Origin of the sequence: Xanthomonas axonopodis pv. maculifoliigardeniae (genome assembly GCF_041519315.1) — a bacterium.
GTDB classification, from domain to species: domain Bacteria; phylum Pseudomonadota; class Gammaproteobacteria; order Xanthomonadales; family Xanthomonadaceae; genus Xanthomonas; species Xanthomonas euvesicatoria.
The window spans coordinates 2,125,827-2,149,721 of the sequence record NZ_CP167998.1 but is presented as its reverse complement, the minus strand read 5'-3'; the positions used below and the strand labels follow the sequence as shown (position 1 = coordinate 2,149,721).

Genomic DNA, 23,895 nt, shown 5'->3' with positions numbered 1-23,895 from the left:
AACAATGAGCACAGTGACATTGGGTGAGGATCTCGGCATCGAGACCAGCGCCGACCTCAAGCAAAAGCTTGCCGGATTCCTCACCCAGGACGGCGACCTGGTGCTTGATGCCGGTGAAGTCCGACGCATCCACACCGCCAGCGTGCAGTTGCTCTGCGCCTTTGTGCAGAGCCGCCGCCAGGCCGGCCTGCACACCGAATTCGATGGCTGCAACGACACTTTTAGGGATGCAGCGCGTCTGCTCGGCGTCACCGACGCGCTCGGACTCCCCGCATCCAATGACAACCTGAAATCTGTGGAGAACGCCGCATGAGCGCACGTATCTTGGTGGTGGACGATTCGGCGTCGATGCGCCAGATGGTCTCTTTCGCCCTCACCTCTGCCGGCTTTGCCGTCGAAGAAGCCGAAGACGGCGCGGTTGCGCTGGGCCGCGCGAAGGGCCAGCGCTTCAATGCGGTGGTCACCGACGTGAACATGCCCAACATGGACGGCATCTCGCTGATCCGCGAGCTGCGCCAGCTGCCGGACTACAAGTTCACCCCGATGCTCATGCTCACCACCGAGTCGGCGGCCGACAAGAAATCCGAAGGCAAGGCAGCCGGCGCCACCGGTTGGCTGGTCAAGCCGTTCAACCCAGAACAGCTGATCGCCACCGTGCAGAAAGTTCTCGGTTAAACCCTCCTCGCTTCAGCTTCGGATTTCACGCCCATGAGCATGGACCTGCAACGTTTCCACGCCACCTTTTTCGAGGAAAGCCGTGAAGGGCTCGACGCGATGGAGGCCGGGCTGCTGTCGCTTGAAGAAGGCAACCGCGACCCGGAAATCATCAACTCGGTGTTCCGCGCCGCGCACTCGATCAAGGGCGGCGCTGCCACCTTCGGTTTCGACGCCGTCGCAGGGCTGACCCACGTGCTGGAGACGCTGCTGGACGAGCTGCGCTCCAACAAGCGCCAGCTCGAACCCAATGCGGTCGATGCCATGCTTGGCTCGGTCGATGTGCTGCGCGCCCTGTTGCGCGAAGCCGAACACGGCACCCCGGCCGATCCGGCTGCGGTCAAGGCCGTGCACACCCGGTTGAATGCCGTGCTCGCTGGCGAAGCGCCGGCCGCCGCGGCGGTCGCCAAGCCCAAGGAAGAAGAACCCGAAGCCTGGCACATCGGTTTCACGCCGGCGCCGTCGCTGTTCATGAGCGGCAACGACCCGCTGCGCATCATCCGCGAGCTCGAACACCTGGGCCCGCTGCAGATCGCCGCGCGTCTGGAGCGCATGCCGGGTTTTGAAAACATCGATCCGCTGGAAGCGTATCTGGCGTGGGACCTGGGCCTGATCGGCAAGATTCCGCGCAGCAAGATCGAAGACACCTTTGCCTGGGTGGTGGACGACTGCGAACTGGACATCCGCCCGATGGCCGTGCCCGGCCCGCCGCCGAGCCTGGCCGTGGACGCTCCGGCGGCCGCACCGGTTGCAGCCGTTGCCGCTGCACCGGGCGCCGCTGCCGAACCTGCTGCCGCCGCGGCGACACCGGCCAAGGCCGCCGCTGCCGAAGCCGAAAGCTCGATCCGCGTCAGCGTCGACAAGGTCGATGCATTGATCAATCTGGTCGGCGAACTGGTGATCACCCAGGCCATGCTCAAGCAGGTCTCCACCGGCCTGGATCCGGCGCATGCCGAACAGCTGTTCGCCGGCCTGGATCTGCTCGAGCGCAATACCCGCGATCTGCAGGAAGCGGTCATCGGCGTGCGCATGCTGCCGGTGGATGCGGTGTTCCGCCGCTTCCCGCGCCTGGTCCGCGACCTCTCCAGCCGCCTCGGCAAGCAAGTGCGCCTGCGCACCATTGGCGAAAGCACCGAGCTGGACAAGGGCCTGATCGAAAAGATCGCCGATCCGTTGGTGCACCTGGTGCGCAACTCGATCGACCACGGCCTGGAAATGCCCGATGCGCGCCGCGCCTCCGGCAAGGACGAAACCGGCACGATTACCCTGGCGGCATCGCACCAGGGCGGCCACATCGTGATCGAAGTCAGCGACGACGGCCGTGGCCTCAATCGCGCCAAGATCCTGGAAAAAGCGGCCGAACGCGGCATCGCCGTGCCGGACAACCCGACCGATGCGCAGGTGTGGGACTTGATCTTCGCACCGGGCTTCTCCACCGCCGATGCGGTGACCGACCTGTCCGGTCGTGGCGTGGGCATGGACGTGGTCCGCCGCAACATCCAGGGCCTGGGTGGCGAAGTGCAGCTGGAAAGCAACGCCGGCAGCGGTACCCGCGTGTTGATCCGTCTGCCGCTGACCCTGGCCATTCTGGACGGCATGACCGTTTCGGTCGCCGGCGAAACCCTGATCCTGCCGCTGTCCTACGTGCTCGAAGCCCTGCAGCCGGCACCGGAAGACGTCCGCGCGATGGCCGGCGACGGTCGGGTACTGCGGGTGCGTGGCGAATATCTGCCGATCCTCTCGCTCACCAATTACTACGGCTTCGGCGGGCAACAGTCCTCCAAGGAATCGCTGGTGGTGGTGGTCGAAGGCGACGGCCAGAAGATCGCGCTGGAAGTGGACGAATTGCTTGGCCAGCAGCAGGTGGTGGTCAAGAACATCGAGAACAATTACCGGCGGATTCCGGGCGTTTCCGGCGCCACCATCCTCGGCGATGGGCGGGTCTCGCTGATCGTGGACATCGGTGGCCTGGTGCGCTCGCTCAAGGTACCGCAAGCCGCGTAATGCACTCGCCGCGGCCTGGATGCCGCGGCGCAAGGCTCCACCACGCCATCGATGCACGATGGGTGCTGGAGCGATCGCCGGCAGTATGGGGACTGCCGGCATCAGCAACACCCGTCCGGCCCGACACGACCGGCGGAGATTCTGGCCCTTTGTCCGGATCTTTCGACGCTGCCATCGTCATTCGCCCAACCACTGACGGGCGCCCACGAGGCCAGTCGTTCTCTGCAATACGAGAAGACCGCTATGAACTGGTTCCGCAATCTTGCCGTTGCCCGCAAGTTGGCCGTGGCGTTTTCCTTTACCGCGTTGATCACCTTGAGCCTGGGCGGGTTTGCGCTCGTGCGCATGCAGTCCAGCGCACATCTGTTGCGCGAGATCGGCACCGTGTGGGCACCGGCCGTGCAGCAACTGAGCGAAATGCGCGCATTGCTCGGCGAATTCCGCACCTACGAACTTGCCCAGCTGGCACACGCCGACGATCCGAAGGCGGTGCAGAATTATTTCGAACGCATGGACAAGGCGCGCGCCGACGTCGCGACGGCGCAGGACGCCTACGCCAAGACCACCACGGCCGGCAGAGAGACCGAGTTGTACGACGAGGTCAAACTGAAACTGGACGCGTACTACAAGGCCAACGCCGCACTCAGCGCCGCGGTGCGTGCCGGCGATCTGGTCACTGCCAATCGCGTTTCCGATGAGCAATCGCGCCCGGCGCGGCGCGACCTGTTCGCGAAATTGGTCGAGCTGACCAAGTTCAACGTCGCCCACATGGACAGCGAGATCGCGCAGGCCGAGGCGACCTATCAACGCTCGGTGCAGGTCATGCTCGTGGCGATGGTGCTGGTCGTGCTGCTGGCTGCATTTGCCGGTTGGTTCATCGCCCGCAGCATCGCCGGCCCGCTCGCTCGCGCCACGCGGGTGGCCAGTGCCATCGCGCAGGGCAAACTGGATAACGCCATCCACGTCGACAGCCGCGACGAAGCCGGGCAACTGCTGCACAGCATGGAAGGCATGCAGCGGCAATTGCAGGCCGTGCTTGCAGCGCAGTCGGAAATGGCCAAGCGCCACGAAGCCGGCCAGATCAGCTACCGCATGGAACACGATGCGTTTCCAGGCGACTACGGCACCATGGTGCGCGACACCAACAGCCTGGTCGGCTCGCATATCGCGGTCAAGATGAAACTCGCGCAGATCATGTCGTGCTACGCCATCGGCGACTTCAGCCAGGACATGGACCGCCTGCCCGGCGAGAAGGCCGTGCTCAGTTCCACCATGGATACCGTCAAGGCCAACCTGTCGGCGATGAACGGCGAGATCAAGCTGCTGGCGCAGGCCGCTGCCAACGGCGACTTCAGCGTGCGCGGCGACACGGCACGTTTTCAGTACGATTTCCAGGCGATGGTGGAGAGCCTCAATCAGTTGATGGCGACCGCCGATGCCAACCTGAGCGCGCTGTCGAAGCTGTTGCAGGCCATTGCCGCGGGCGATCTCACCGAGCGCATGCAAGGCCAGTTCAATGGCGTGTTCGCCCGGATGCGCGACGATGCCAATACCACCACCGCGCAACTTGCCGATATCGTTGGGCGCATCCAGCACGCCACCTTGTCGATCAATACCGCGGCCAGCGAGATTGCCGCCGGCAACAACGATCTGTCGCAACGCACCGAGCAGCAGGCGGCCAACCTGGAAGAAACCGCCGCCTCGATGGAGGAACTCACCTCCACCGTGCGCCAGAACGCCGAGCATGCGCGCCAGGCCAACCAGCTCGCCATCGGTGCGGCCACGGTGGCCTCGCAAGGCGGCAGCGTAGTGGCGCAGGTGGTGACCACCATGTCCGGCATCGAAGTGTCCTCGAAGAAGATCGCCGACATCATCAGCGTGATCGACGGCATCGCCTTCCAGACCAATATCCTGGCCTTGAATGCCGCCGTGGAAGCAGCGCGTGCCGGCGAGCAGGGCCGTGGTTTTGCCGTGGTCGCCTCGGAAGTGCGCACGCTGGCGCAGCGTTCGGCCGGCGCGGCAAAGGAGATCAAGCACCTCATCGACGACTCGGTGAGCAAGGTCGCCGAAGGCTCCGTCCTGGTGGACCAGGCCGGCAAGACCATGGCCGACATCGTCGCCAGCGTGCAGCGCGTCACCGACATCATGGGCGAGATTTCTGCCGCCTCGCAGGAACAGTCGGCCGGGATCGAGCAGGTCAACCTCACCGTGACGCAGATGGACGAAGCCACCCAGCAGAACGCAGCGCTGGTGGAAGAAGCCACGGCCGCGGCGCGTGCGATGGAAGAGCAGGCCGGTCAGCTGTCCGATGCGGTGTCGATCTTCAAGGTGCAGCAAGTCGCTGCCGTGGCCACTGCAGCCAAGCGCCCTGCTCCGCCGCGCCTGGCCGCCGCCAAACCAGGCGCTGCCAGATCGGCCACGACCAAGCGCGCCCCTGTATCGGCCGGTGTCGCGGCCACGGCCACAGCAACGCCACGCCCGGTGATTGCCGCAGCCGCCAACGGCGAGTCGAGTTGGCAGGAGTTCTGAGCGACGCCTCTGCGTGGAGCAGGCGATAAGGCGACCACGCATGAGCAAGCCCCGGCAGCGATGTCGGGGCTTTTTTTTTGGCGCGTGCGGGTTGTAGCAACGCTCACGCGCACGCATCCCAACATCCATTACAGCAGCAGATTCTCGCAGCCGCCACGCCTGCGCGATGCATCGCTTGGCCATGCCTCGCGCTGGCCCCACCGAGCACCATGAACGCCAGCATGCTGCAATGCAACATGCGACTTCAGAATTCCGGGTGGCGAACGCTACCGGTGTATCTCTTTTCCACCCTCCCCAGAGAGAAACACCATGAAATTCCTGCATTCCATGACCGTCGGGCGACGCCTGGCGGTGGCATTCGCGTTGCTGATCGCGTTGCTTGCCGGCTCCACCGCCCTGGCGCTGTCCCAGTTCAAGACCGTCCAACATCAGGTCGCGATCATCGTCGAGGTCAATAACCGCAAGGCAGCGCTGCTCAGTCAGATGCGCGAGAGCAACATGCTCGGCGAGCGCTACATCCGCGACTTCATGCTGGCGACCCCGCAGCAGCGGCCCGCTGTCGATGCGCAGCTCAAGGCCAATCGCGAACATTACGCGCAGTTGTGGACCGCGTTGAAACAGCTGCCGACCAATAGCGACGGCCTACGTGCTCGGCAGGCCATCGAAGACAGCCTCACCGCTGCCCGCGCCACCAACAACCGGCTGCTGGGCCTGGTACGCGAAGGCGACCTGGAGGGCGCAAAGCAGCTGCTCAGTGGGCAGGCGCAGCCGTTGCTGGAGCGCCGCTCCAAGGCGATTGCTGCCGCGGTGGAATTGCAGAATCAGCAGAATGCCGCCGGCGCGGCCACCATCCTGGGCAGCGTGGCGCTGGCAAACCGTGCCTTGATCGCCTTCGGCCTGCTCGCGGCCGGCCTGGCCGCCGCGTTGGCGTGGCTGATCTCGGCCAGCCTGGTGCGGCCGCTGAAGCAGGCCACGCAGGTCGCCGATGCGATCGCCCACGGCGATCTGGATCACCCGATCGGCCCGCAGCCGGGCGATGAGCCCGGCCAGTTGTTGACCAGCATGCGCGGCATGCAGGAGCAGCTCAAGGCCGTTGCCGCCGCGCAGCAGGAGATGGCCCGCCAGCACGACAGCGGCAAGATCAGCTTCCGCATGGACCAGGATGCGTTTCCCGGGCAATACGGCAGCATGGTGCGCGATACCAATGCCCTGGTAGACGCGCATATCGCGGTCAAGCTCAAGCTCGCGCAGATCATGTCGCGCTACGCCATCGGCGACCTGAGCCAGGACATGGACCGCCTGCCGGGCGAAGAAGCCGTGTTGAGCGAGACCATGGACACCGTCAAATCCAACCTGACGGCGATGAACAGCGAGATCAAACTGCTGGCCCAGGCTGCGGCCGATGGCGACTTCAGCGTACGCGGCGATACGGCGCGTTTCCAGCACGATTTCCTGGCAATGGTGGAAAGCCTCAACCGGCTGATGGCCACCGCCGACGGTAATTTGGGCGCGCTGTCGAAGGTGCTGCAGGCCATTGCTGCAGGTGATCTCACCCAGCGCATGCAGGGCGAGTTCAACGGCGTGTTCGCGCAGATGCGCGACGATGCCAACGCCACCACCGAACAGCTCTCCAGCATTGTCGGGCGCATCCAGCACGCCACGGTGTCGATCAATACCGCGGCCAGCGAGATCGCCGCCGGCAACAACGATCTGTCGCAGCGCACCGAACAGCAGGCCGCCAACCTGGAAGAAACCGCGGCCTCGATGGAGGAGCTCACCTCCACCGTCAGGCAGAACGCCGAAGGGGCACGCCAGGCCAACCAGCTTGCGATCGGCGCGGCGGCTGTGGCGTCGCAAGGCGGCGACGTGGTCGGCAAGGTGGTGTCCACCATGGCCGACATCGAAGTCTCGTCGAAGAAGATCGCCGATATCATCTCCGTCATCGACGGCATTGCCTTCCAGACCAACATCCTGGCGTTGAACGCCGCAGTGGAAGCGGCGCGCGCAGGCGACCAGGGCCGCGGATTCGCGGTGGTGGCCAGCGAAGTGCGCACGCTCGCCCAGCGCTCTGCCGGCGCAGCCAAGGAAATCAAGCACCTCATCGACGACTCGGTGAGCAAGGTCGCCGAAGGCTCCGTCCTGGTGGACCAGGCCGGCAAGACCATGGCCGACATCGTCGCCAGCGTGCAGCGCGTCACCGACATCATGGGCGAGATTTCTGCCGCCTCGCAGGAACAGTCGGCCGGGATCGAGCAGGTCAACCTCACCGTGACGCAGATGGACGAAACCACCCAGCAGAACGCGGCGCTGGTGGAAGAAGCCACGGCCGCGGCACGTGCAATGGAAGAGCAAGCCGGTCAGTTGTCCGATGCGGTATCGATCTTCAAGGTGCAGCAGGTCGCCGGTGTGGTGCCCGCGGCCAAGCGCCCTGCACCGCTGCGCCTGGCCGCTGCCACGTCGGCCAGCGTTGCCAAACGCGTGACCGGCTCGGCTGTTACAAAACCCAGCGCCGCCCCCGCCCCAGCGCAACGCCGGCTGGCTGCCGCGGCCGGCAACAGCGAGTCGAACTGGCAGGAGTTCTAAGCCCACTGCAGATACACGGCCGCCGGATCAGACGGCAGGTGGTCCCCAGGCCCCGGCAGCAATGTCGGGGCTTTTTTTTGGCGGGGAAAACCCTGCCGAGGCAGTGTCGCGTGTCGTTGTCGACAGCTTGCGGTGGGCGCATGAGGCTGTGCGCGTGCCTTCATCCGGCGCTGCGCACCGGCTTTCCCCGCAGGAGAAGGAAGTCATTGCGACGACCATGCAAGCGTGCCGCTGGTCGAAAATCGGTCAAGCGCAGGCTCGTGCGGCCGATACAACAAGCACTGAGGGCCGCATTGCCCGCGCTAGATCGAAGGACGTCCGCATGCACACCGCCAACTCCAACCGCTCTGCCCGCAACGTGCTGGGCTGTGTGTTCACCGTCGCGTTGCTGGCTGCGGGCGTCTCGTTGCCGCCCTCCTTCGCCGCCCCGGCAGCGCCGGTCTCGGTGCTTCTGGACAATGTGCCGGTTACTGCATTGCAGGCGCTGGCGGTGGATCTGGCGCAGTTGCGCGACGATCAACGTGCACAGCTTGCCGCCAGGCACGATGCGGCGCGTATCGAAGCCTACGACGAGCGTCTGGGCAATCTGCACCAGCGGATCGCACGGCATGCCGGCTACTTCCAGGCCACCGCGCCGCAGGGCGAACAGGCACGCAAATTCGCGCTGGTACAGCAGCAGCTGGGCAAGTATCTGGCACAGCACCGTCAGGCCAATCGCGCCCTGCACGAAGGCGACCTGCAATACGCACAAGCCTTGTCGCTGGGCCATAGCGGCGATACTCGCCACGTCTTGTGGACCGAACTGCAGAGCCTGCAGCAATCGGTCGCCAGCGTGAACGTCGCGCAGCGCAACTGAGCCGCTGCAGGCAAACCTTGCCACGCAGCGCCCGGGCAACATCACGCGTAGCACGCACCAGTTCACGCTGAACCATCACGCCTTATGCGGCTGAGTTCATCGGCGCGGCGACTGCACAATCTCCCGGCCCGCCCGCCGGTGCCGTTCACACCGTGCGCTGCCCGGTGCCGCATGCGCAGCGCCTGCGCCAGGACGCTGAGCGCCGTCACCGCATTGCCTGATGAATTCGCCGGGCAGCTGTGAGCCGTTCAATGGTCGCCGAAAGTGCAAACCGCCACCGTGCCCACGCCGTCGGCGATCGCGTGACAGCATGTCTTTCAGGCACTGTCTGGTTCGCTGTCATGCCCAGCGCGCTGCCACTGCGCCGAGCACGCAACGCGCCGTGCCAGCGCGTTAACGCACTGAGCAGAGCCACACCATTCGCAGGTCGACTCCGCCACGAATCGTCCGCCACCTGCGTTGTGTCCGGCTCAACATTTTCGGAATCAGGTCGCTATCCGACTTACAACGGCCACATTCCTTTGCTGGATATCTGCCATGACGCTGAAGACCACGGTTGCGAAAACGCTGGCCAATGTGCCGCTCAAGCGCAGGTTCTTCGCCCAGACTGCCCTGGTTGCGCTGGGCATCATTGCGTTGGCGGTGATCGCCGCACGCATGCAGTACGTCGACCTGACCGATACGCGCCGCGATGGGCTCAAGAGCCAGATCGAGATGGCGACTGCGGTGGTCAATGGCTATGCCGAGCGCGCCGAAAAGGGCGAGATCGACGTGGAGACCGCCAAAAAGAGTGCGCTGCATACCCTGTCGACCATGCGTGCACGTGGCGGTGTGGATTACATCTACGTCACCGACCAGACGCCGACGATGCTGATGCACCCCACCCGCCCGGACCTGGTCGGCAAGCCGTTGAGCGACGTGCTCAGCCCGGACGGCAAGCGCGTGTTTCCAGCATTCGTCACCGCAGCGCAGGCCGGCGGCGGCTATGTCGACTACACCTGGGCCAAGCCAGGGCAGAAGGATCCGGTGCAGAAAACCTCGTACGCGGCGCTGTACAAGCCGTGGGGCTGGGTGATCGGCACCGGCGTGTACCTGGACGACACCCAATCTCAGGCGCTGGTTTTCACCGGCATCGTTGCGCTCGCCGGTGGCGCCCTGGTGCTGATCAACCTGCTGGTGGGCTGGCTGATCGGCAATTCCATCCTGGAGCCGGTGTCGCGTGCCCTGGCGGCCATCAAGGGCGTGGCGCGCGGCGACCTGAGCGTGCGTACTGCCGAACACGGCACCGATGAAATCGGCCAGATGCTCAAGGCCACCGACGAGATGGTCCACACCTTGGAGCGCTTCTCCGCGCAGACCAAGGTGATGGTGCACATGCATGCCGGCGACGATGTCACCCACCGCATGCCGACCAATTTCCCGGGCGTCTACGGCGAACTGGCCACCGGCATCAACACGATGATCTTCGAGCACCTGGATGCCATCGTCGATGCGATCGGCATCCTCAACGAGTATGCGCAAGGCGACCTGTCGCGCAATGCCGCGCGCCTGCCCGGCACGCGTGCGGTGCTGCACGAAGCGATGGACGCGGCCAAGGCCAGCCTGCTGGCGATCAACACCGAGATCAAGCGACTGGCGCAAGCTGCAGCCAACGGCGACTTCAGTCAACGCGGCGATGCCACGCGCTTCAAGCACGACTCGGCGCGCATGATCAACGACCTCAACGCGATGATGGAGGTCAGCGACCGCAACCTGGGCAAGCTGTCCGAGCTGCTGGCATCCCTGGCCGAAGGCGACCTCACTGCGCGCCTGGATGGCCAGTACCATGGCGTGTTCGCGCGCATGCGCGACGACGCCAACACCACGGCCACCCAACTGGCCGGCATCGTCGGGCGCATCCAGCAGGCCGCCAGTTCCATCACCGGCTCGGCCAGCGAAATCGCCGCAGGCAACAACGATCTGTCCCAGCGCACCGAACAGCAGGCCGCCAATCTGGAAGAAACCGCCGCCTCGATGGAGGAGATCACCTCCACCGTCAAGCAGAATGCCGAAAGCGCACGCCAGGCCAACCAGTTGGCGATCGGCGCCGCCAGCGTGGCCTCGCAGGGCGGCCAGGTGGTGAGCCAGGTGGTGGACACCATGTCCGGTATCCAGACCTCGTCCAAGAAGATCGCCGAGATCATCAGCGTCATCGACGGCATCGCCTTCCAGACCAATATCCTGGCGCTGAATGCCGCGGTGGAAGCCGCACGTGCCGGCGAACAAGACCGCGGATTTGCGGTGGTCGCCTCGGAAGTACGCACGCTGGCCCAGCGCTCGGCCAACGCGGCCAAAGAGATCAAGCACCTCATCGACGATTCGGTGGGCAAGGTTTCCGAGGGCTCGCTGCTGGTGGATCAGGCCGGCAAGACCATGGCCGAGATCGTCTCTTCGGTGCAGCGCGTTACCGACATCATGAGCGAAATTTCTGCCGCCTCGCAGGAACAGTCGGCCGGGATCGAACAGGTCAACCTCACCGTCACCCAGATGGACGAAAGCACGCAGCAGAACGCGGCGCTGGTGGAAGAAGCCACCGCAGCGGCCAATGCCATGCAGCAGCAGGCGCAGCAGCTGGATGAGGCGGTGTCCAGCTTCCGGATCGTCGCGGCCACCTCCAAGACGTTCGGCCATGTCGGCACACGCGCGCCTGCGCGGGCTGCGCTGGCCGCCTACTGACCGCACATGCCCCGCTCCGGCGGGGTTGTTTTCTCCCTTTTCCTTTTTCCTTCCGCGGCTACGCCCATGACCTCGCCTTCCACCCACTCACGTTTCAGCGGACGCCTGGCGTACCGCCTGATGTTCGGTACGGCAGTCATTGCGTCGCTGTGCTTCGGTTTGACCGCAGCCATCACCTATTGGCAAAGCAGTCGCGCATTGAGCGCCTCTGCGCAGGCCACGATGCAAAATTCCGCGCGCTACCAGGCCGAGCAGATCGGCAGCGAGCTTGGCCAGGCGTTGACGACCGGCCAATCGCTGGCCACCACCTTGCTGGTGCAACGCGCCAATGGCGGCATCAGCCGCGACAGCGCCGCGGCAGTGGTGCACGACCAATTGCTGGACCACCCCGAGTGGGTCGGCATGGGCACCTTGTGGGAGCCGCAGGCCTTCGATGGCAAGGACAGCGCATTTGCCAATGCCAAGGGCCACGACGCCACCGGCCGCTTCATGACCTACTGGGGACGCAGTGAGCAGACACTGGTCCGCGAGCCGCTCACCGATTACGAAACCCCCGGCCTGGGCGACTGGAATCTGAAACCGCGTGCACTGCTGCGGCAGACCGTGGCCGAACCCTACGATTACAAGATCGGCGGCAAGACCGTGCTGATGACCACCTTGTCCACGCCGATCCTGCAGGACGGCAAGTATCTGGGCGCGGTCACCGTGGACGTGGCACTGGCGGCATTGCAGCAGCGCCTTGGCGCCTTGCGCCCGATGCAGGACGGTTATGTCGAACTGCTCTCGCCTGCCGGCGTGGTGCTGGCATCGCACGACACCACGCGCATCGGCAAGCAGGTCACCGACGCACGCCACCGCACCATGCTGGAGGCGATCAAGGCCGGCAAGGACGCGCTGGATTTCACCCCCGATGCAGACGGCGCAGTCAGCGCCTACGTTCCGCTACAGATCGGCAAGGCGCAGGAGCGCTTCGCGCTGGGCGTGGTGGTGCCGTATGCCACGATCATGCAGCAGGCGCATCACCTGCTGTGGACCATCCTTGCCGTCGGCCTTGGCTCGGCGCTGGTGCTCAGCGTGGCGCTGTTTGCGCTGCTGCGTCGCCAGGTGGTGCAGCCGCTGGAGGCCGCTGCGCACGTGGCCGATGCGATCGCCTCGGGCAAGCTCGACAACCAGATCGCCGTGCAGCGCCAGGACGAAGTGGGCCGCCTGATGGGCGCCATGCAACGCATGCAGAACGACCTGCGCGAGCGCATCGAGCGCGATGCGCAGGTGGCCAATGGCGGCATCAGCCGCGACAGCGCCGCGGCAGTGGTGCACGACCAATTGCTGGACCACCCCGAGTGGGTCGGCATGGGCACCTTGTGGGAGCCGCAGGCCTTCGATGGCAAGGACAGCGCATTTGCCAATGCCAAGGGCCACGACGCCACCGGCCGCTTCATGACCTACTGGGGACGCAGTGAGCAGACACTGGTCCGCGAGCCGCTCACCGATTACGAAACCCCCGGCCTGGGCGACTGGAATCTGAAACCGCGTGCACTGCTGCGGCAGACCGTGGCCGAACCCTACGATTACAAGATCGGCGGCAAGACCGTGCTGATGACCACCTTGTCCACGCCGATCCTGCAGGACGGCAAGTATCTGGGCGCGGTCACCGTGGACGTGGCACTGGCGGCATTGCAGCAGCGCCTTGGCGCCTTGCGCCCGATGCAGGACGGTTATGTCGAACTGCTCTCGCCTGCCGGCGTGGTGCTGGCATCGCACGACACCACGCGCATCGGCAAGCAGGTCACCGACGCACGCCACCGCACCATGCTGGAGGCGATCAAGGCCGGCAAGGACGCGCTGGATTTCACCCCCGATGCAGACGGCGCAGTCAGCGCCTACGTTCCGCTACAGATCGGCAAGGCGCAGGAGCGCTTCGCGCTGGGCGTGGTGGTGCCGTATGCCACGATCATGCAGCAGGCGCATCACCTGCTGTGGACCATCCTTGCCGTCGGCCTTGGCTCGGCGCTGGTGCTCAGCGTGGCGCTGTTTGCGCTGCTGCGTCGCCAGGTGGTGCAGCCGCTGGAGGCCGCTGCGCACGTGGCCGATGCGATCGCCTCGGGCAAGCTCGACAACCAGATCGCCGTGCAGCGCCAGGACGAAGTGGGCCGCCTGATGGGCGCCATGCAACGCATGCAGAACGACCTGCGCGAGCGCATCGAGCGCGATGCGCAGGTGGCCAACGAAAACCTGCGCATCCGCACCGCGCTGGAACACTCGGAAATGGAAGTACTGCTGGCCGACGAACAGCACAACGCGGTGTTCATCACCCAGGCGCTGCACACCTCGTTCAAGCAGGGCGAGCCCGCCTTCCATGCCAAGGGCCAGACCGGCTTCAGTGCCGATGCGGTGGTCGGCAAGCCGATGGACTACGTGTTCGGCAACGATGGCGAAGGCACCGCGCGGACGCAGCGTCTGCGGCAGCTGCAGTCCACCACCACCGAGCGCTACCGCTTCGGGCCGGTGACGCTGGATCTGACCATGACCCCGCTGTATGCCCCCGATGGCCGTCGTAGCGGCAGCATGCTGCTGTGGCGCAATATCAGTGCCGAAGTCAGCACGCAGCAGGAAGTGGCCGAACTGGTGCAGTCCGCCTTGATGGGCGATTTCGGCCAGCGCCTGGCGCTGGAAGACAAGCACGGGTTCTACCTGGAATTCGGCCGCCAGCTCAATGGCCTGCTGGAAACCACCTCGCTGAGCCTGGAGCGGATTTCCAGCCTGCTCAGTGCGCTTGCCGAAGGCGACCTCACCGTACGCATGGACGGCGATTTCCAGGGCGTGTTCGCCCGCATGCGCGACGATGCCAATGCCACGGTGGCGCAGCTCACCGGCATTGTCTCCGGCATCCAGACCTCGGCCACGCAGATCAGCGCAGCCGCCAGCGAAATTGCTGCCGGCAACAACGATCTCTCCCAACGCACCGAACAACAGGCCGCCAATCTGGAAGAAACCGCAGCCTCGATGGAGGAACTCACCTCCACCGTCAAACAGAATGCCGAGCACGCGCGTCAGGCCAACCAGCTGGCGATCGGCGCGGCCGACGTGGCATCGCACGGAGGTTCGGTGGTGGCGCAGGTCGTCACCACGATGTCGGGCATCGAGACCTCGTCCAAGAAAATCGCCGAGATCATCAGCGTCATCGACGGCATCGCATTCCAGACCAATATCCTGGCCTTGAATGCCGCCGTGGAAGCGGCGCGTGCCGGCGAACAGGGCCGCGGATTTGCCGTGGTCGCCTCCGAGGTGCGCACGCTGGCGCAACGTTCGGCCGGTGCTGCCAAGGAGATCAAGCACCTGATCGACGATTCGGTGAGCAAGGTGGAACAAGGCTCGTCGCTGGTGCAACAGGCCGGCACCACCATGAGCGAGATCGTCGCCAGCGTGCAGCGCGTCACCGACATCATGGGCGAAATCTCCGCCGCCTCGCAGGAGCAGTCGTCGGGCATCGAGCAGGTCAACCTCACCGTGACGCAGATGGATGAAGCCACGCAGCAGAATGCCGCGCTGGTGGAAGAAGCCACTGCCGCAGCGCGTGCGATGGAAGAACAGGCCGGCCAGCTGACCGAGGCGGTGGCGGTCTTCAAGCTCAATCATGCGGTCAAGCCCGTGCTGGCTGCGTCCACTGTCAAACCAGCGGTGCGCGCGGTGGTCACCACCAAGCCGGCAGCCGCCCGCGGCAAGCGCGTGGCGACACTGCTGCCTCACTCCGTGGGCAAGTCCTCCGGCACTGCCGGTCACGACAGCCAGTGGCAGGATTTCTAACCGCCCTGCGCGCAGTGGATTGCAAGCGAACACAAGCGTAATCGCACGCACGCAGCGTTACTTGCATTCCACAACTGCATCCCGCACGGCGCGTCATCGGCGCGCTGTGCATGCCCTGCCCCTTCCGATCGTCCGACGCGCATCAAGAATCATGCAGCGTTGCCGTTAGTGTGGATGACATCGACTGCCTGCGCCACACCGCAGCAGCCGGTCCAGCAGTGCATGCGTGCTGTCGCGACCAACGCAGCCAGCGCATGCATCCGGATAGTTGTTTCCGCAGGTCGCCACGCAAGGGATGCCATGAAGCCGTCTGTTATCGCCAGCTGTTTTGTGCTGTTGGGTGTGATGGGTCATGCCCGCGCTGAAGACCCGATCGCGACCGACCGCCCCGATTTCGTGGAATCCAGCCTCACCGTCGGCGACCGCCGCGTGCAGGTGGAAACCAGCGTCGCGTGGGAACGCGATGACGCGGTGGATGCGTATTCCACACCCACCCTACTGCGCTACGGCCTGGGCCAGACCTGGGAACTGCGGCTGGAAACCGATGGCTGGCAGCGCATCGACCTGCCCGGCGATGCGCAGGTGAGCGGCATGTCCGACGTCTCGCTCGGCATCAAGCACCACCTGGCCAGCTCCGACGATGGCAAGACTTCGCTGGCCTGGTTGCTGCATGTGGATCTGCCCAGCGGCGCGCAGGCGTTGCGCGGCCATGGTGCGCGCCCCTCGTTCCGGCTGGTGGCCGAATGGGAGCTCAGCGACAGCATTTCCGCCGGCATGATGCCCGGAGTGATCTGGGACGACGATGGCCAGGGCAATCGATATACCGCCGGCATCTTCGGTGCCGTTCTCGGCAAGGCCTGGAACGACCGCGTGCGCTCGTTCGTCGAAGTGGCGTTGCCGCAGATCGCCAACAGCGACGATGGCGGCACCGTGGCCCTGCTCGATGTCGGCTCGGCCTGGCTGCTGAGCAACGACGTCCAACTGGACGCTGTCTACAGCCGCGGACTCAACGACCGCTCACCGGATCACGCGCTCGGCGTGGGCCTGTCTTTCCGCTTCTGACACGGGTTGCACCATGAAGATCATGCACATGCTGGGCGTCCTGGTGCTGGTGGCCGCATTGGCGCTGCTCGCCTTGGGTGGCGTGGGCTATAACGGCCAACGCGGCCTGCTCGATGCGATTGCCGCACAGGTCATCTCCTCCGATGCGCTGCGCAACCATATGCAGGCGGACATGATGCACGACGCCCTGCGCGGCGATGTCACCGCCGCGTTGCTTGCTGCCTCCACGAAAGACGATAAAGCCGTGGCGGCCGCGCGTAGCGCATTGGGCGAACACGCCGGCGAATTCCGCGAGTCGCTGGCAGCCAACCGCAAACTGCCGCTGGCCCCTGCATTGCGCGCCGATCTGGACGCGGTGACGCCGGCACTGCAGGCCTATATCGCATCCGCCGACCAGGTGGTGAAGGCTGCCGAAACGCAGGCGGACAGCGCAGCGGCCTACGCGGATTTCAACGATAAATTCGGCCAGCTTGAAACCCGCATGGGCGCCATCAGCGAGCGCATCCTGGCCTTGAACGAGGCCAGCCGCCGCCAGGCCGAGCAATACAGCCACCGCGTGATGTGGCAGCAGGGTAGCGCCGTGGTGCTGGCATTCGTGTGCCTGGCGCTGGCGGCCGGCTGGATTCTGCGCTCGGTATTCGGCCTGCTTGGCGGCGAGCCGCAGCTGGCCATGGCGGCCGCGCAACACATCGCCGAAGGCCGCCTGGACCAACCGATCCCGGTCGCCGCAAAGCACAGCCGCAGCCTGATGGCCGCATTGGCGCGCATGCAGCGCGACCTGCGCGAGCGCCTGGAGCGCGAGCGCAGCATCGCAGCCGAAAACCTGCGCATCCGCACCGCACTGGATAACGCTTCCACCGGCATGTACATCGCCGACCCGGACCTCACCATCATCTACACCAATAGTGCGCTGCAAAACCTGCTGCACACCTACGCAGACGATATCCAGGCCTGTGCGCCCGCGTTCAATCGCACCGCCAACCTGGTCGGCCAACCGGTCTCGCTGCTGGAAGTGGGCAACGCACAGGACGCGGAGATCTATCAGCGTCTGGACCGCCAGGGCGCTGCCCAGCGCGAGGTGCAGTACCGCAGCACCTGCATCGCACAGAACGTTTCGGCAATTCGCGACGAGGCCGGCGCGCATCTGGGCTTTGTCTGCGAGTGGCGCGACCGCACGGCCGAGGCGCGCGTGGAAATCGACGTTGCCGACGTGGTGCGTAGCGCCGCTGCCGGCGATCTTTCCAAGCGCATCGACAGTACCGGGAAACAAGGCTTTTTCCTGCAACTGGCGCAACAGCTCAATGCCTTGCTCGATGCCAACGCGGTCAGCATCGCCGAAGTGTCGCGCCTGCTGAGCGCGCTGGCCGACGGCGACCTGAGTGCGCGCATGCAGGGCCAATTCCATGGCGTTTTCGCCACGATGCGCGACGACGCCAATACCACCGCCGAGCAACTGGCGCTGGTGATCGGGCGTATCCAGCAGGCCGCCGGCAGCATTCATACCGCCTCCAGCGAAATTGCCGCCGGCAACAACGACCTGTCGCAGCGCACCGAACAACAAGCGGCCAATCTGGAAGAGACTGCCGCCTCGATGGAAGAGCTCACCTCCACCGTCAAACAGAATGCTGAAAGCGCACGCCAGGCCAACCAGTTGGCGATCGGTGCGGCTGGTGTGGCTTCGCAGGGCGGCGCGGTGGTGGCGCAGGTGGTCACCACCATGTCCGGCATCGAAGTCTCATCGAAAAAGATTGCCGAGATCATCAGCGTGATCGACGGCATCGCGTTCCAGACCAACATCCTGGCGCTCAACGCCGCCGTGGAAGCGGCGCGCGCCGGCGAGCAGGGCCGCGGTTTCGCAGTGGTCGCCTCCGAGGTGCGCACGCTGGCGCAGCGGTCGGCCGGTGCCGCGAAAGAGATCAAACATCTGATCGACGATTCGGTGAGCAAGGTCGCCGAGGGCTCGCAGCTGGTCCATCAGGCCGGCACCACCATGGCCGATATCGTCGCCAGCGTGCAGCGCGTCACCGACATCATGGGCGAGATCGCTGCCGCGTCGCAGGAACAGTCGTCGGGCATCGAGCAGGTCAACCTCACCATCACCCAGATGGATGAGGCGACCCAGCAGAACGCCGCATTGGTGGAAGAAGCCACTGCCGCTGCGCGCACCATGGAGGACCAGGCCAGCCAGCTGGCGCACGCAGTGTCGCGCTTTACCCTGGCCGATGCGCCGCAGGCGCAGGCTGCAATGCCTGTGGCCACAACGCCCGCCGTGGTCGCCGTTGCCCGGGCAAGCAAGCCCAGCACGCGTGCCCCTAGCGCTCGCAAGCCGGCAGTGAGCGCGTCCACCGCCACCGCCGGCAACGACAGCCAGTGGCAGGACTTCTGAGCAAGACCGGTGCGCAACGGCGGCCCGGATCTGGCGCCGTGACGCAGAGCGCTGTTTAGCGGCCCTGCGACTCGGCCACATCGCCGCGACAACTGTATTGCGGCGTTTTCGCGTAATCGGCAGGCGCTTGCCTGCCCGTTAATACTTCACAACTAAAGAAGTTGGGGTTTCAGCCGTTAGCTTGCTGGATAACGCCACTAGGCAATGTTTCGGAGCAAGTGATGAATAAGTTCAACGACTGGCCAATCCGCCGCAAACTCATGTTTGCCTTCTGTCTGAGTGCCGTGCTCACCGCATTACTGGGCGGTTTGGGCTTTTCGCGTATGAAGCAGATGCAGAGCGAAACCACCTTGATCAACCAGGACGTGGTGCCGGTGTTGAGCCGCCTGTCCGAGTTGCGCGGTTTTGCCGGCGAATTCCGCGTCTACGAAGTGGGCCAGTTCCTCAACCTGGAAGACCCGGAGCGCTACGCGTATTTCTTCAAGCGCATGGATGAAATCCAGGCCAAGTACGCCGACACCCAGAAGCAGCTGGACGCCAAGATCGATGCGGCCTCGCCGTTGAAGGCCGAGTACGCCAGGCTCACCGATGCCAGCGCCCGCTATTTCGCCGCCAACCAGCAGCTGCGCAAGCTCTATGCAGAGCCCGACCGCGCCGCTGCGATGGAGTTTTCGCGCAAGCAATCGGGCGAGATCCGCAAGGAACTGTTCGCCTCGGTGGACAAGCTGTATGCACAGCAGTCCAAGGCGCTGGGCGACATGGTGACTGCCAGCGCCAGCTCGTTCAAGCTGACCAGCGCGGTGCTGCTGATCGGCACCTTGCTGATGGCCGCCCTGTCGGTGACCTTCGGTTGGTTGATCGCGCGCAGCATCACCAGCCCGCTTGCCAAGGCGCTGGGCGCCATCCAGGCGGTCTCGCGTGGCGATCTGGGCGTGCAGGTCGGCAAGACCAGCAAGGACGAGATCGGCCAGATGCTGGAGGCCACCGGTGGCATGACCCAGATGCTGCGCCGTTTCTCCGACGAAACCGCGCGCATGTCGCACCTGCATGCTGCCGAAGACATCACCCACCGCATGCCGGAAGATTTCCCCGGCGTGTACGGCAACCTTGCCACCGGCATCAACACGATGATCTTCGAGCATCTCGACGCCATCATCGATGCGGTGCGCATCCTCAATCAATATGCCCAGGGCGACCTGAGCGAAGATGCGCGTCGCCTGCCGGCCAGCCGCGCGGTGCTGCATGAAGCGATGGATGCGGCCAAGGCCAGCTTGTTGTCGATCAACACCGAGATCAAGCACCTGGCACAGGCGGCCGCCTCTGGCGATTTCAGTGCGCGTGGCGATGCGCAGCGCTTTAAGTACGACTTCGCCGTGATGGTGTCGGATCTGAACTCGATGATGGAAGTCAGCGACCGCAACCTGGGCAAGCTGTCGCAGCTGCTCGGCGCCGTGGCCGAGGGCGACCTGACCGCGCGCATGGACGGGCAATTCCACGGCGTGTTCGCACGGCTGCGCGACGACGCCAACGCGACCACCCAGCGCCTGACCGACATCGTGGGCCGCATCAAGCACTCCACCCTGGCGATCAACACGGCCGCCGGCGAGATTGCCGCCGGCAACAACGACCTGTCGCAACGCACCGAGCAGCAGGCGGCCAACCTGGAAGAAACCGCCGCTTCGATGGAAGAGCTCACCTCCACCGTCAAGCAGAACGCCGAGCACGCGCGTCAGGCCAACCAGCTGGCCATCGGCGCGGCAGGCGTGGCATCGCACGGCGGCAACGTGGTTGGCCAGGTGGTCACCACCATGTCCGGCATCGAAACCTCGTCCAAGAAGATTGCCGAAATCATCAGCGTCATCGACGGCATCGCGTTCCAGACCAACATCCTGGCCTTGAATGCCGCGGTGGAAGCGGCGCGTGCCGGCGAGCAGGGCCGTGGCTTTGCCGTGGTGGCCTCGGAAGTACGCACGCTGGCGCAGCGTTCGGCCGGTGCAGCGAAGGAGATCAAGGGCCTGATCGACGACTCGGTGAGCAAGGTGGCCGAAGGCTCGGCACTGGTGAATCAGGCCGGCAGCACCATGGCCGAGATCGTCTCCTCGGTGCAGCGTGTCACCGACATCATGAGCGAAATCTCTGCCGCCTCGCAGGAGCAGTCGGCCGGCATCGAGCAGGTCAACCAGACCGTCACCCACATGGACGAGGCCACCCAGCAAAACGCCGCGTTGGTGGAGGAAGCCACCGCCGCCGCACGCTCGATGGAAGAGCAGGCACAGCAACTCACCGAAGCGGTGGCGCTGTTCCGCCTCTCGGCCGAACTGGAAGCGGTCACCCGCGCAACGCCGGTGGTACGCCAGATCGCCGCCAAGCGCCCGGTGGCGGCCAGCACGCCTGCCACCAAGCCGCGCGCCGCGCGCCCGACAGGCCGCGCCGCAGTGGCAATGGCACCGTCCAACGAATCCGATTGGTCCGAGTTCTAAGCGCGCGAGACGGCTGCGCTCACCGCCAGGTGGGCGCGACCTGTGCCGGGTCTGGCAAGTACCACATAGGTATGCGGATCCTGAAGTCTGTCTCCGAGTGTAGGACTATTCGCCATGTTGTACGGTCGTTCAATCAGCCGCATGGCCTTGAAATGGCAACTGTTATCGAAGCCGCGCCCTCAAAAAGCGCGGCTTTCATTTTGGCGCACAGTCGAAAACAGACTCTTCAGTACGATTCAATATAATATTAGATAAATTTTATATTTGAATTAGATTTATACTGTAGAGCCCGCATTGCCGACCATAATCCACGGGAAAACTCCGACAGAATAAAAATTTATTTCACAAGCCTAACTTGAGTTATATTTTTTTTGATATCGAGGTATTCAGTAGATGCTCTCAGGCGCCGTTATTAGGCATAGCGAGACGTCAGACTGCACTCGACTGGCGTTTCCGCATCGCTCGCTTTTATCGCGCAACGCTTGCCAGGAACCTTGTCATGACCTCACTTCTTCAACGTTACAACGTCGGCCCACGTCTAGCGGCCGCCTTCGCTGTGCTGATTGTGCTGTCGGGCCTGATCGCCTTGATCGGTTATCGCGGATTGACGTCAGCACGTGCTTTGGTCGACGGCATCGTGAACCAGAACATGGCGAAGATTCGCCTGTCCAACGACATGATGAACGCCAATTTCATTATCGGCACGCAGCTGCGCAATCTGGTATTGCCTACCAGCGATGAAGAGAATCGCCAGTTCGTTGCCAAGATCCAGTCTGCGCGTGCCGACTACACCAAGGCGCGCGAAGCGTTGTATGCCATGCCGGCCTCGGAGCAAGGCAAGATCCTGCGTGCAGAGATCGATGCGCGCCGCGCCGAAGTCAAGGGTTTGAATGACAAGGTCATGGATCTGGTGATGACCGGTCACAGCGACGAAGCACTTCCCTTTCTGCTGAACAAGGCGGCGCCCGCCATGCAGGTCTGGCAGGACAAAATTGCCGAAAACATCGCCCTGCAGGAGAAGCTGGCAGCCGATGCATCGGCTGTCGCATTCAAGTCCATGGACGACTCGCGCAAGTTGCTGATCGGCGGCTCGCTGCTGGTCGTATTGTTGAGCGGCGCCCTGGGCGTGCTCATCACCCGCAGCCTGACCCAGCCGTTGAGCCGCGCGACCCGCGCTGCAGAATCCATCGCCGACGGCCAGCTGGACAACGACGTGGACACCCACTTCAACGACGAAGCCGGGCGCCTGCTCAAGGCGATGAGCAAGATGCAACAGCAGTTGCGCAATCTGCTCAGCGCGCAGACCGACATGGCCCGTCGCCATGATGAAGGCCAGATCAGCTTCCGCATCGATGCCGAGGCGTTCCCAGGCGAATACGGACGCATGGCCAGCGATACCAACAATCTGGTCGCATCGCATATCGCGGTGAAGTTGAAGCTTGCGCAGATCATGGGCCGCTACGCGATCGGCGATCTCAGCGAGGACATGGACAAGCTGCCCGGCGAAAAGGCCGTGCTCACCGACACCATGGCGCAGGTCAAATCTAACCTGTCGGCGATGAATACCGAGATCAAGCACCTGGCGACATCGGCGGCCAATGGCGACTTCAGCGCCCGCGGCGATGCCGAGCGTTTCCAGTACGACTTCCGCGTGATGGTGGACAGCCTCAACACCTTGATGGCCACCGCCGACGGCAACCTGCAATCGCTCTCGGGCTTGTTGCAGGCGATCGCTGCCGGCGACCTCACCGCCCGCATGAGTGGCGAGTTCCACGGCGTGTTTGCGCAGATGCGCGACGATGCCAATGCCACCGCTACGCAGCTGGCCGAGATCGTCAGCGGCATCAAGGCCTCGGCCACGTCGATCAGGGGTGCGGCAAGCGAAATCGCCGCCGGCAATCAGGACCTGTCGCAGCGTACCGAGCAGCAGGCTGCCAACCTGGAAGAAACCGCTGCCTCGATGGAAGAGCTCACCTCCACCGTCAAGCAGAATGCCGAAAGCGCACGCCAGGCCAACCAGCTCGCCATCGGTGCGGCCAGCGTGGCCTCGCAGGGCGGCGAGATCGTCAGCAAGGTGGTTGGCACCATGAGCGGGATCGAAGCCTCGTCCAAGAAGATCGCCGACATCATTTCCGTCATCGACGGCATCGCGTTCCAGACCAATATCCTGGCCTTGAACGCGGCCGTGGAAGCCGCACGCGCCGGCGAACAGGGCCGTGGCTTTGCGGTCGTGGCTTCGGAAGTGCGCACCCTGGCACAGCGCTCTTCGGGCGCGGCCAAGGAGATCAAGGACCTGATCGACGACTCGGTGCAACGGGTGGCCGAAGGCTCGGTGCTGGTGAACAGCGCCGGCACCACCATGGGCGAGATCGTGGCCAGCGTGCAGCGCGTCACCGACATCATGGGCGAGATTTCCGCGGCCTCGCAGGAGCAGTCTGCCGGGATCGAGCAGGTCAACCAGACCGTGACAAGCATGGACGAAACCACCCAGCAGAACGCTGCGCTGGTGGAAGAAGCCACCGCTGCAGCACGCGCAATGGAAGAACAAGCCCAGCAACTGACCGAAGCGGTGGCACTGTTCCGTCTGTCGGCGGACATGGAAACGGTGACCCGCACCGCGCCGGCGGTGCGCCAGATTGCCGCCAAGCGTCCGGTTGCGGTGAGCAAGCCTGCAATCAAGCCGCCTGTCGCGCGCCCGACGGCACGCGCCGCTGTCGCGTCGGTCGCAAACGACGCGTCCAATTGGGCCGAGTTCTAATACC

Annotated in this window: 12 protein-coding genes and 1 pseudogene; all 13 read left to right on the top strand. The window is 64.5% G+C overall.

Going from position 1 to position 23,895, the window contains the following annotated elements:
- The first annotated feature begins 4 nt into the window (after positions 1-4).
- Complete coding sequence (locus ACDH77_RS09400; protein ID WP_003489692.1) at positions 5-313, top strand: lipid asymmetry maintenance protein MlaB; 309 nt, start codon at positions 5-7, stop codon at positions 311-313.
- On the top strand, positions 310-675 hold the full coding sequence (locus ACDH77_RS09395; protein ID WP_002806565.1) for a response regulator: 366 nt from the start codon (positions 310-312) through the stop codon (positions 673-675). The genes ACDH77_RS09400 and ACDH77_RS09395 overlap by 4 nt, the downstream gene beginning before the upstream one ends.
- Before the next feature lie 33 nt (positions 676-708).
- A complete protein-coding gene (locus tag ACDH77_RS09390; RefSeq protein WP_008577777.1) occupies positions 709-2,718 on the top strand; it encodes a chemotaxis protein CheA in 2,010 nt (669 codons plus the stop codon).
- A 243-nt stretch (positions 2,719-2,961) separates the two neighbouring features.
- Positions 2,962-5,247, top strand: coding sequence for a methyl-accepting chemotaxis protein (locus ACDH77_RS09385; RefSeq protein WP_008577778.1), 2,286 nt, complete (start codon positions 2,962-2,964; stop codon positions 5,245-5,247).
- A 309-nt stretch (positions 5,248-5,556) separates the two neighbouring features.
- The gene (locus tag ACDH77_RS09380) at positions 5,557-7,830 is read left to right on the top strand and encodes a methyl-accepting chemotaxis protein (RefSeq protein WP_127168030.1); all 2,274 of its coding nucleotides are present in this window, start codon (positions 5,557-5,559) and stop codon (positions 7,828-7,830) included.
- 322 nt (positions 7,831-8,152) lie between these two features.
- The gene (locus tag ACDH77_RS09375) at positions 8,153-8,686 is read left to right on the top strand and encodes a hypothetical protein (protein WP_372353901.1); all 534 of its coding nucleotides are present in this window, start codon (positions 8,153-8,155) and stop codon (positions 8,684-8,686) included.
- A gap of 537 nt (positions 8,687-9,223) precedes the next feature.
- Positions 9,224-11,401, top strand: coding sequence for a methyl-accepting chemotaxis protein (locus tag ACDH77_RS09370; protein ID WP_372353843.1), 2,178 nt, complete (start codon positions 9,224-9,226; stop codon positions 11,399-11,401).
- Between the two features lie 6 nt (positions 11,402-11,407).
- Positions 11,408-12,589, top strand: a pseudogene (locus ACDH77_RS09365) (cache domain-containing protein); the annotation flags it as partial.
- Positions 12,590-12,610: 21 nt separating this feature from the next.
- On the top strand, positions 12,611-15,205 hold the full coding sequence (locus ACDH77_RS09360; protein ID WP_372353900.1) for a methyl-accepting chemotaxis protein: 2,595 nt from the start codon (positions 12,611-12,613) through the stop codon (positions 15,203-15,205).
- 300 nt (positions 15,206-15,505) lie between these two features.
- The gene (locus ACDH77_RS09355) at positions 15,506-16,267 is read left to right on the top strand and encodes a transporter (protein ID WP_008577050.1); all 762 of its coding nucleotides are present in this window, start codon (positions 15,506-15,508) and stop codon (positions 16,265-16,267) included.
- A gap of 13 nt (positions 16,268-16,280) precedes the next feature.
- Positions 16,281-18,653: a methyl-accepting chemotaxis protein gene (locus tag ACDH77_RS09350; RefSeq protein ID WP_031422475.1), complete on the top strand. Its 2,373-nt coding sequence runs from the start codon at positions 16,281-16,283 to the stop codon at positions 18,651-18,653.
- 221 nt (positions 18,654-18,874) lie between these two features.
- Complete coding sequence (locus ACDH77_RS09345; protein ID WP_372353842.1) at positions 18,875-21,133, top strand: methyl-accepting chemotaxis protein; 2,259 nt, start codon at positions 18,875-18,877, stop codon at positions 21,131-21,133.
- 499 nt (positions 21,134-21,632) lie between these two features.
- Entirely contained in the window at positions 21,633-23,891 is a 2,259-nt protein-coding gene (locus ACDH77_RS09340; protein ID WP_372353899.1) for a methyl-accepting chemotaxis protein, read from the top strand.
- Positions 23,892-23,895: the final 4 nt, after the last annotated feature.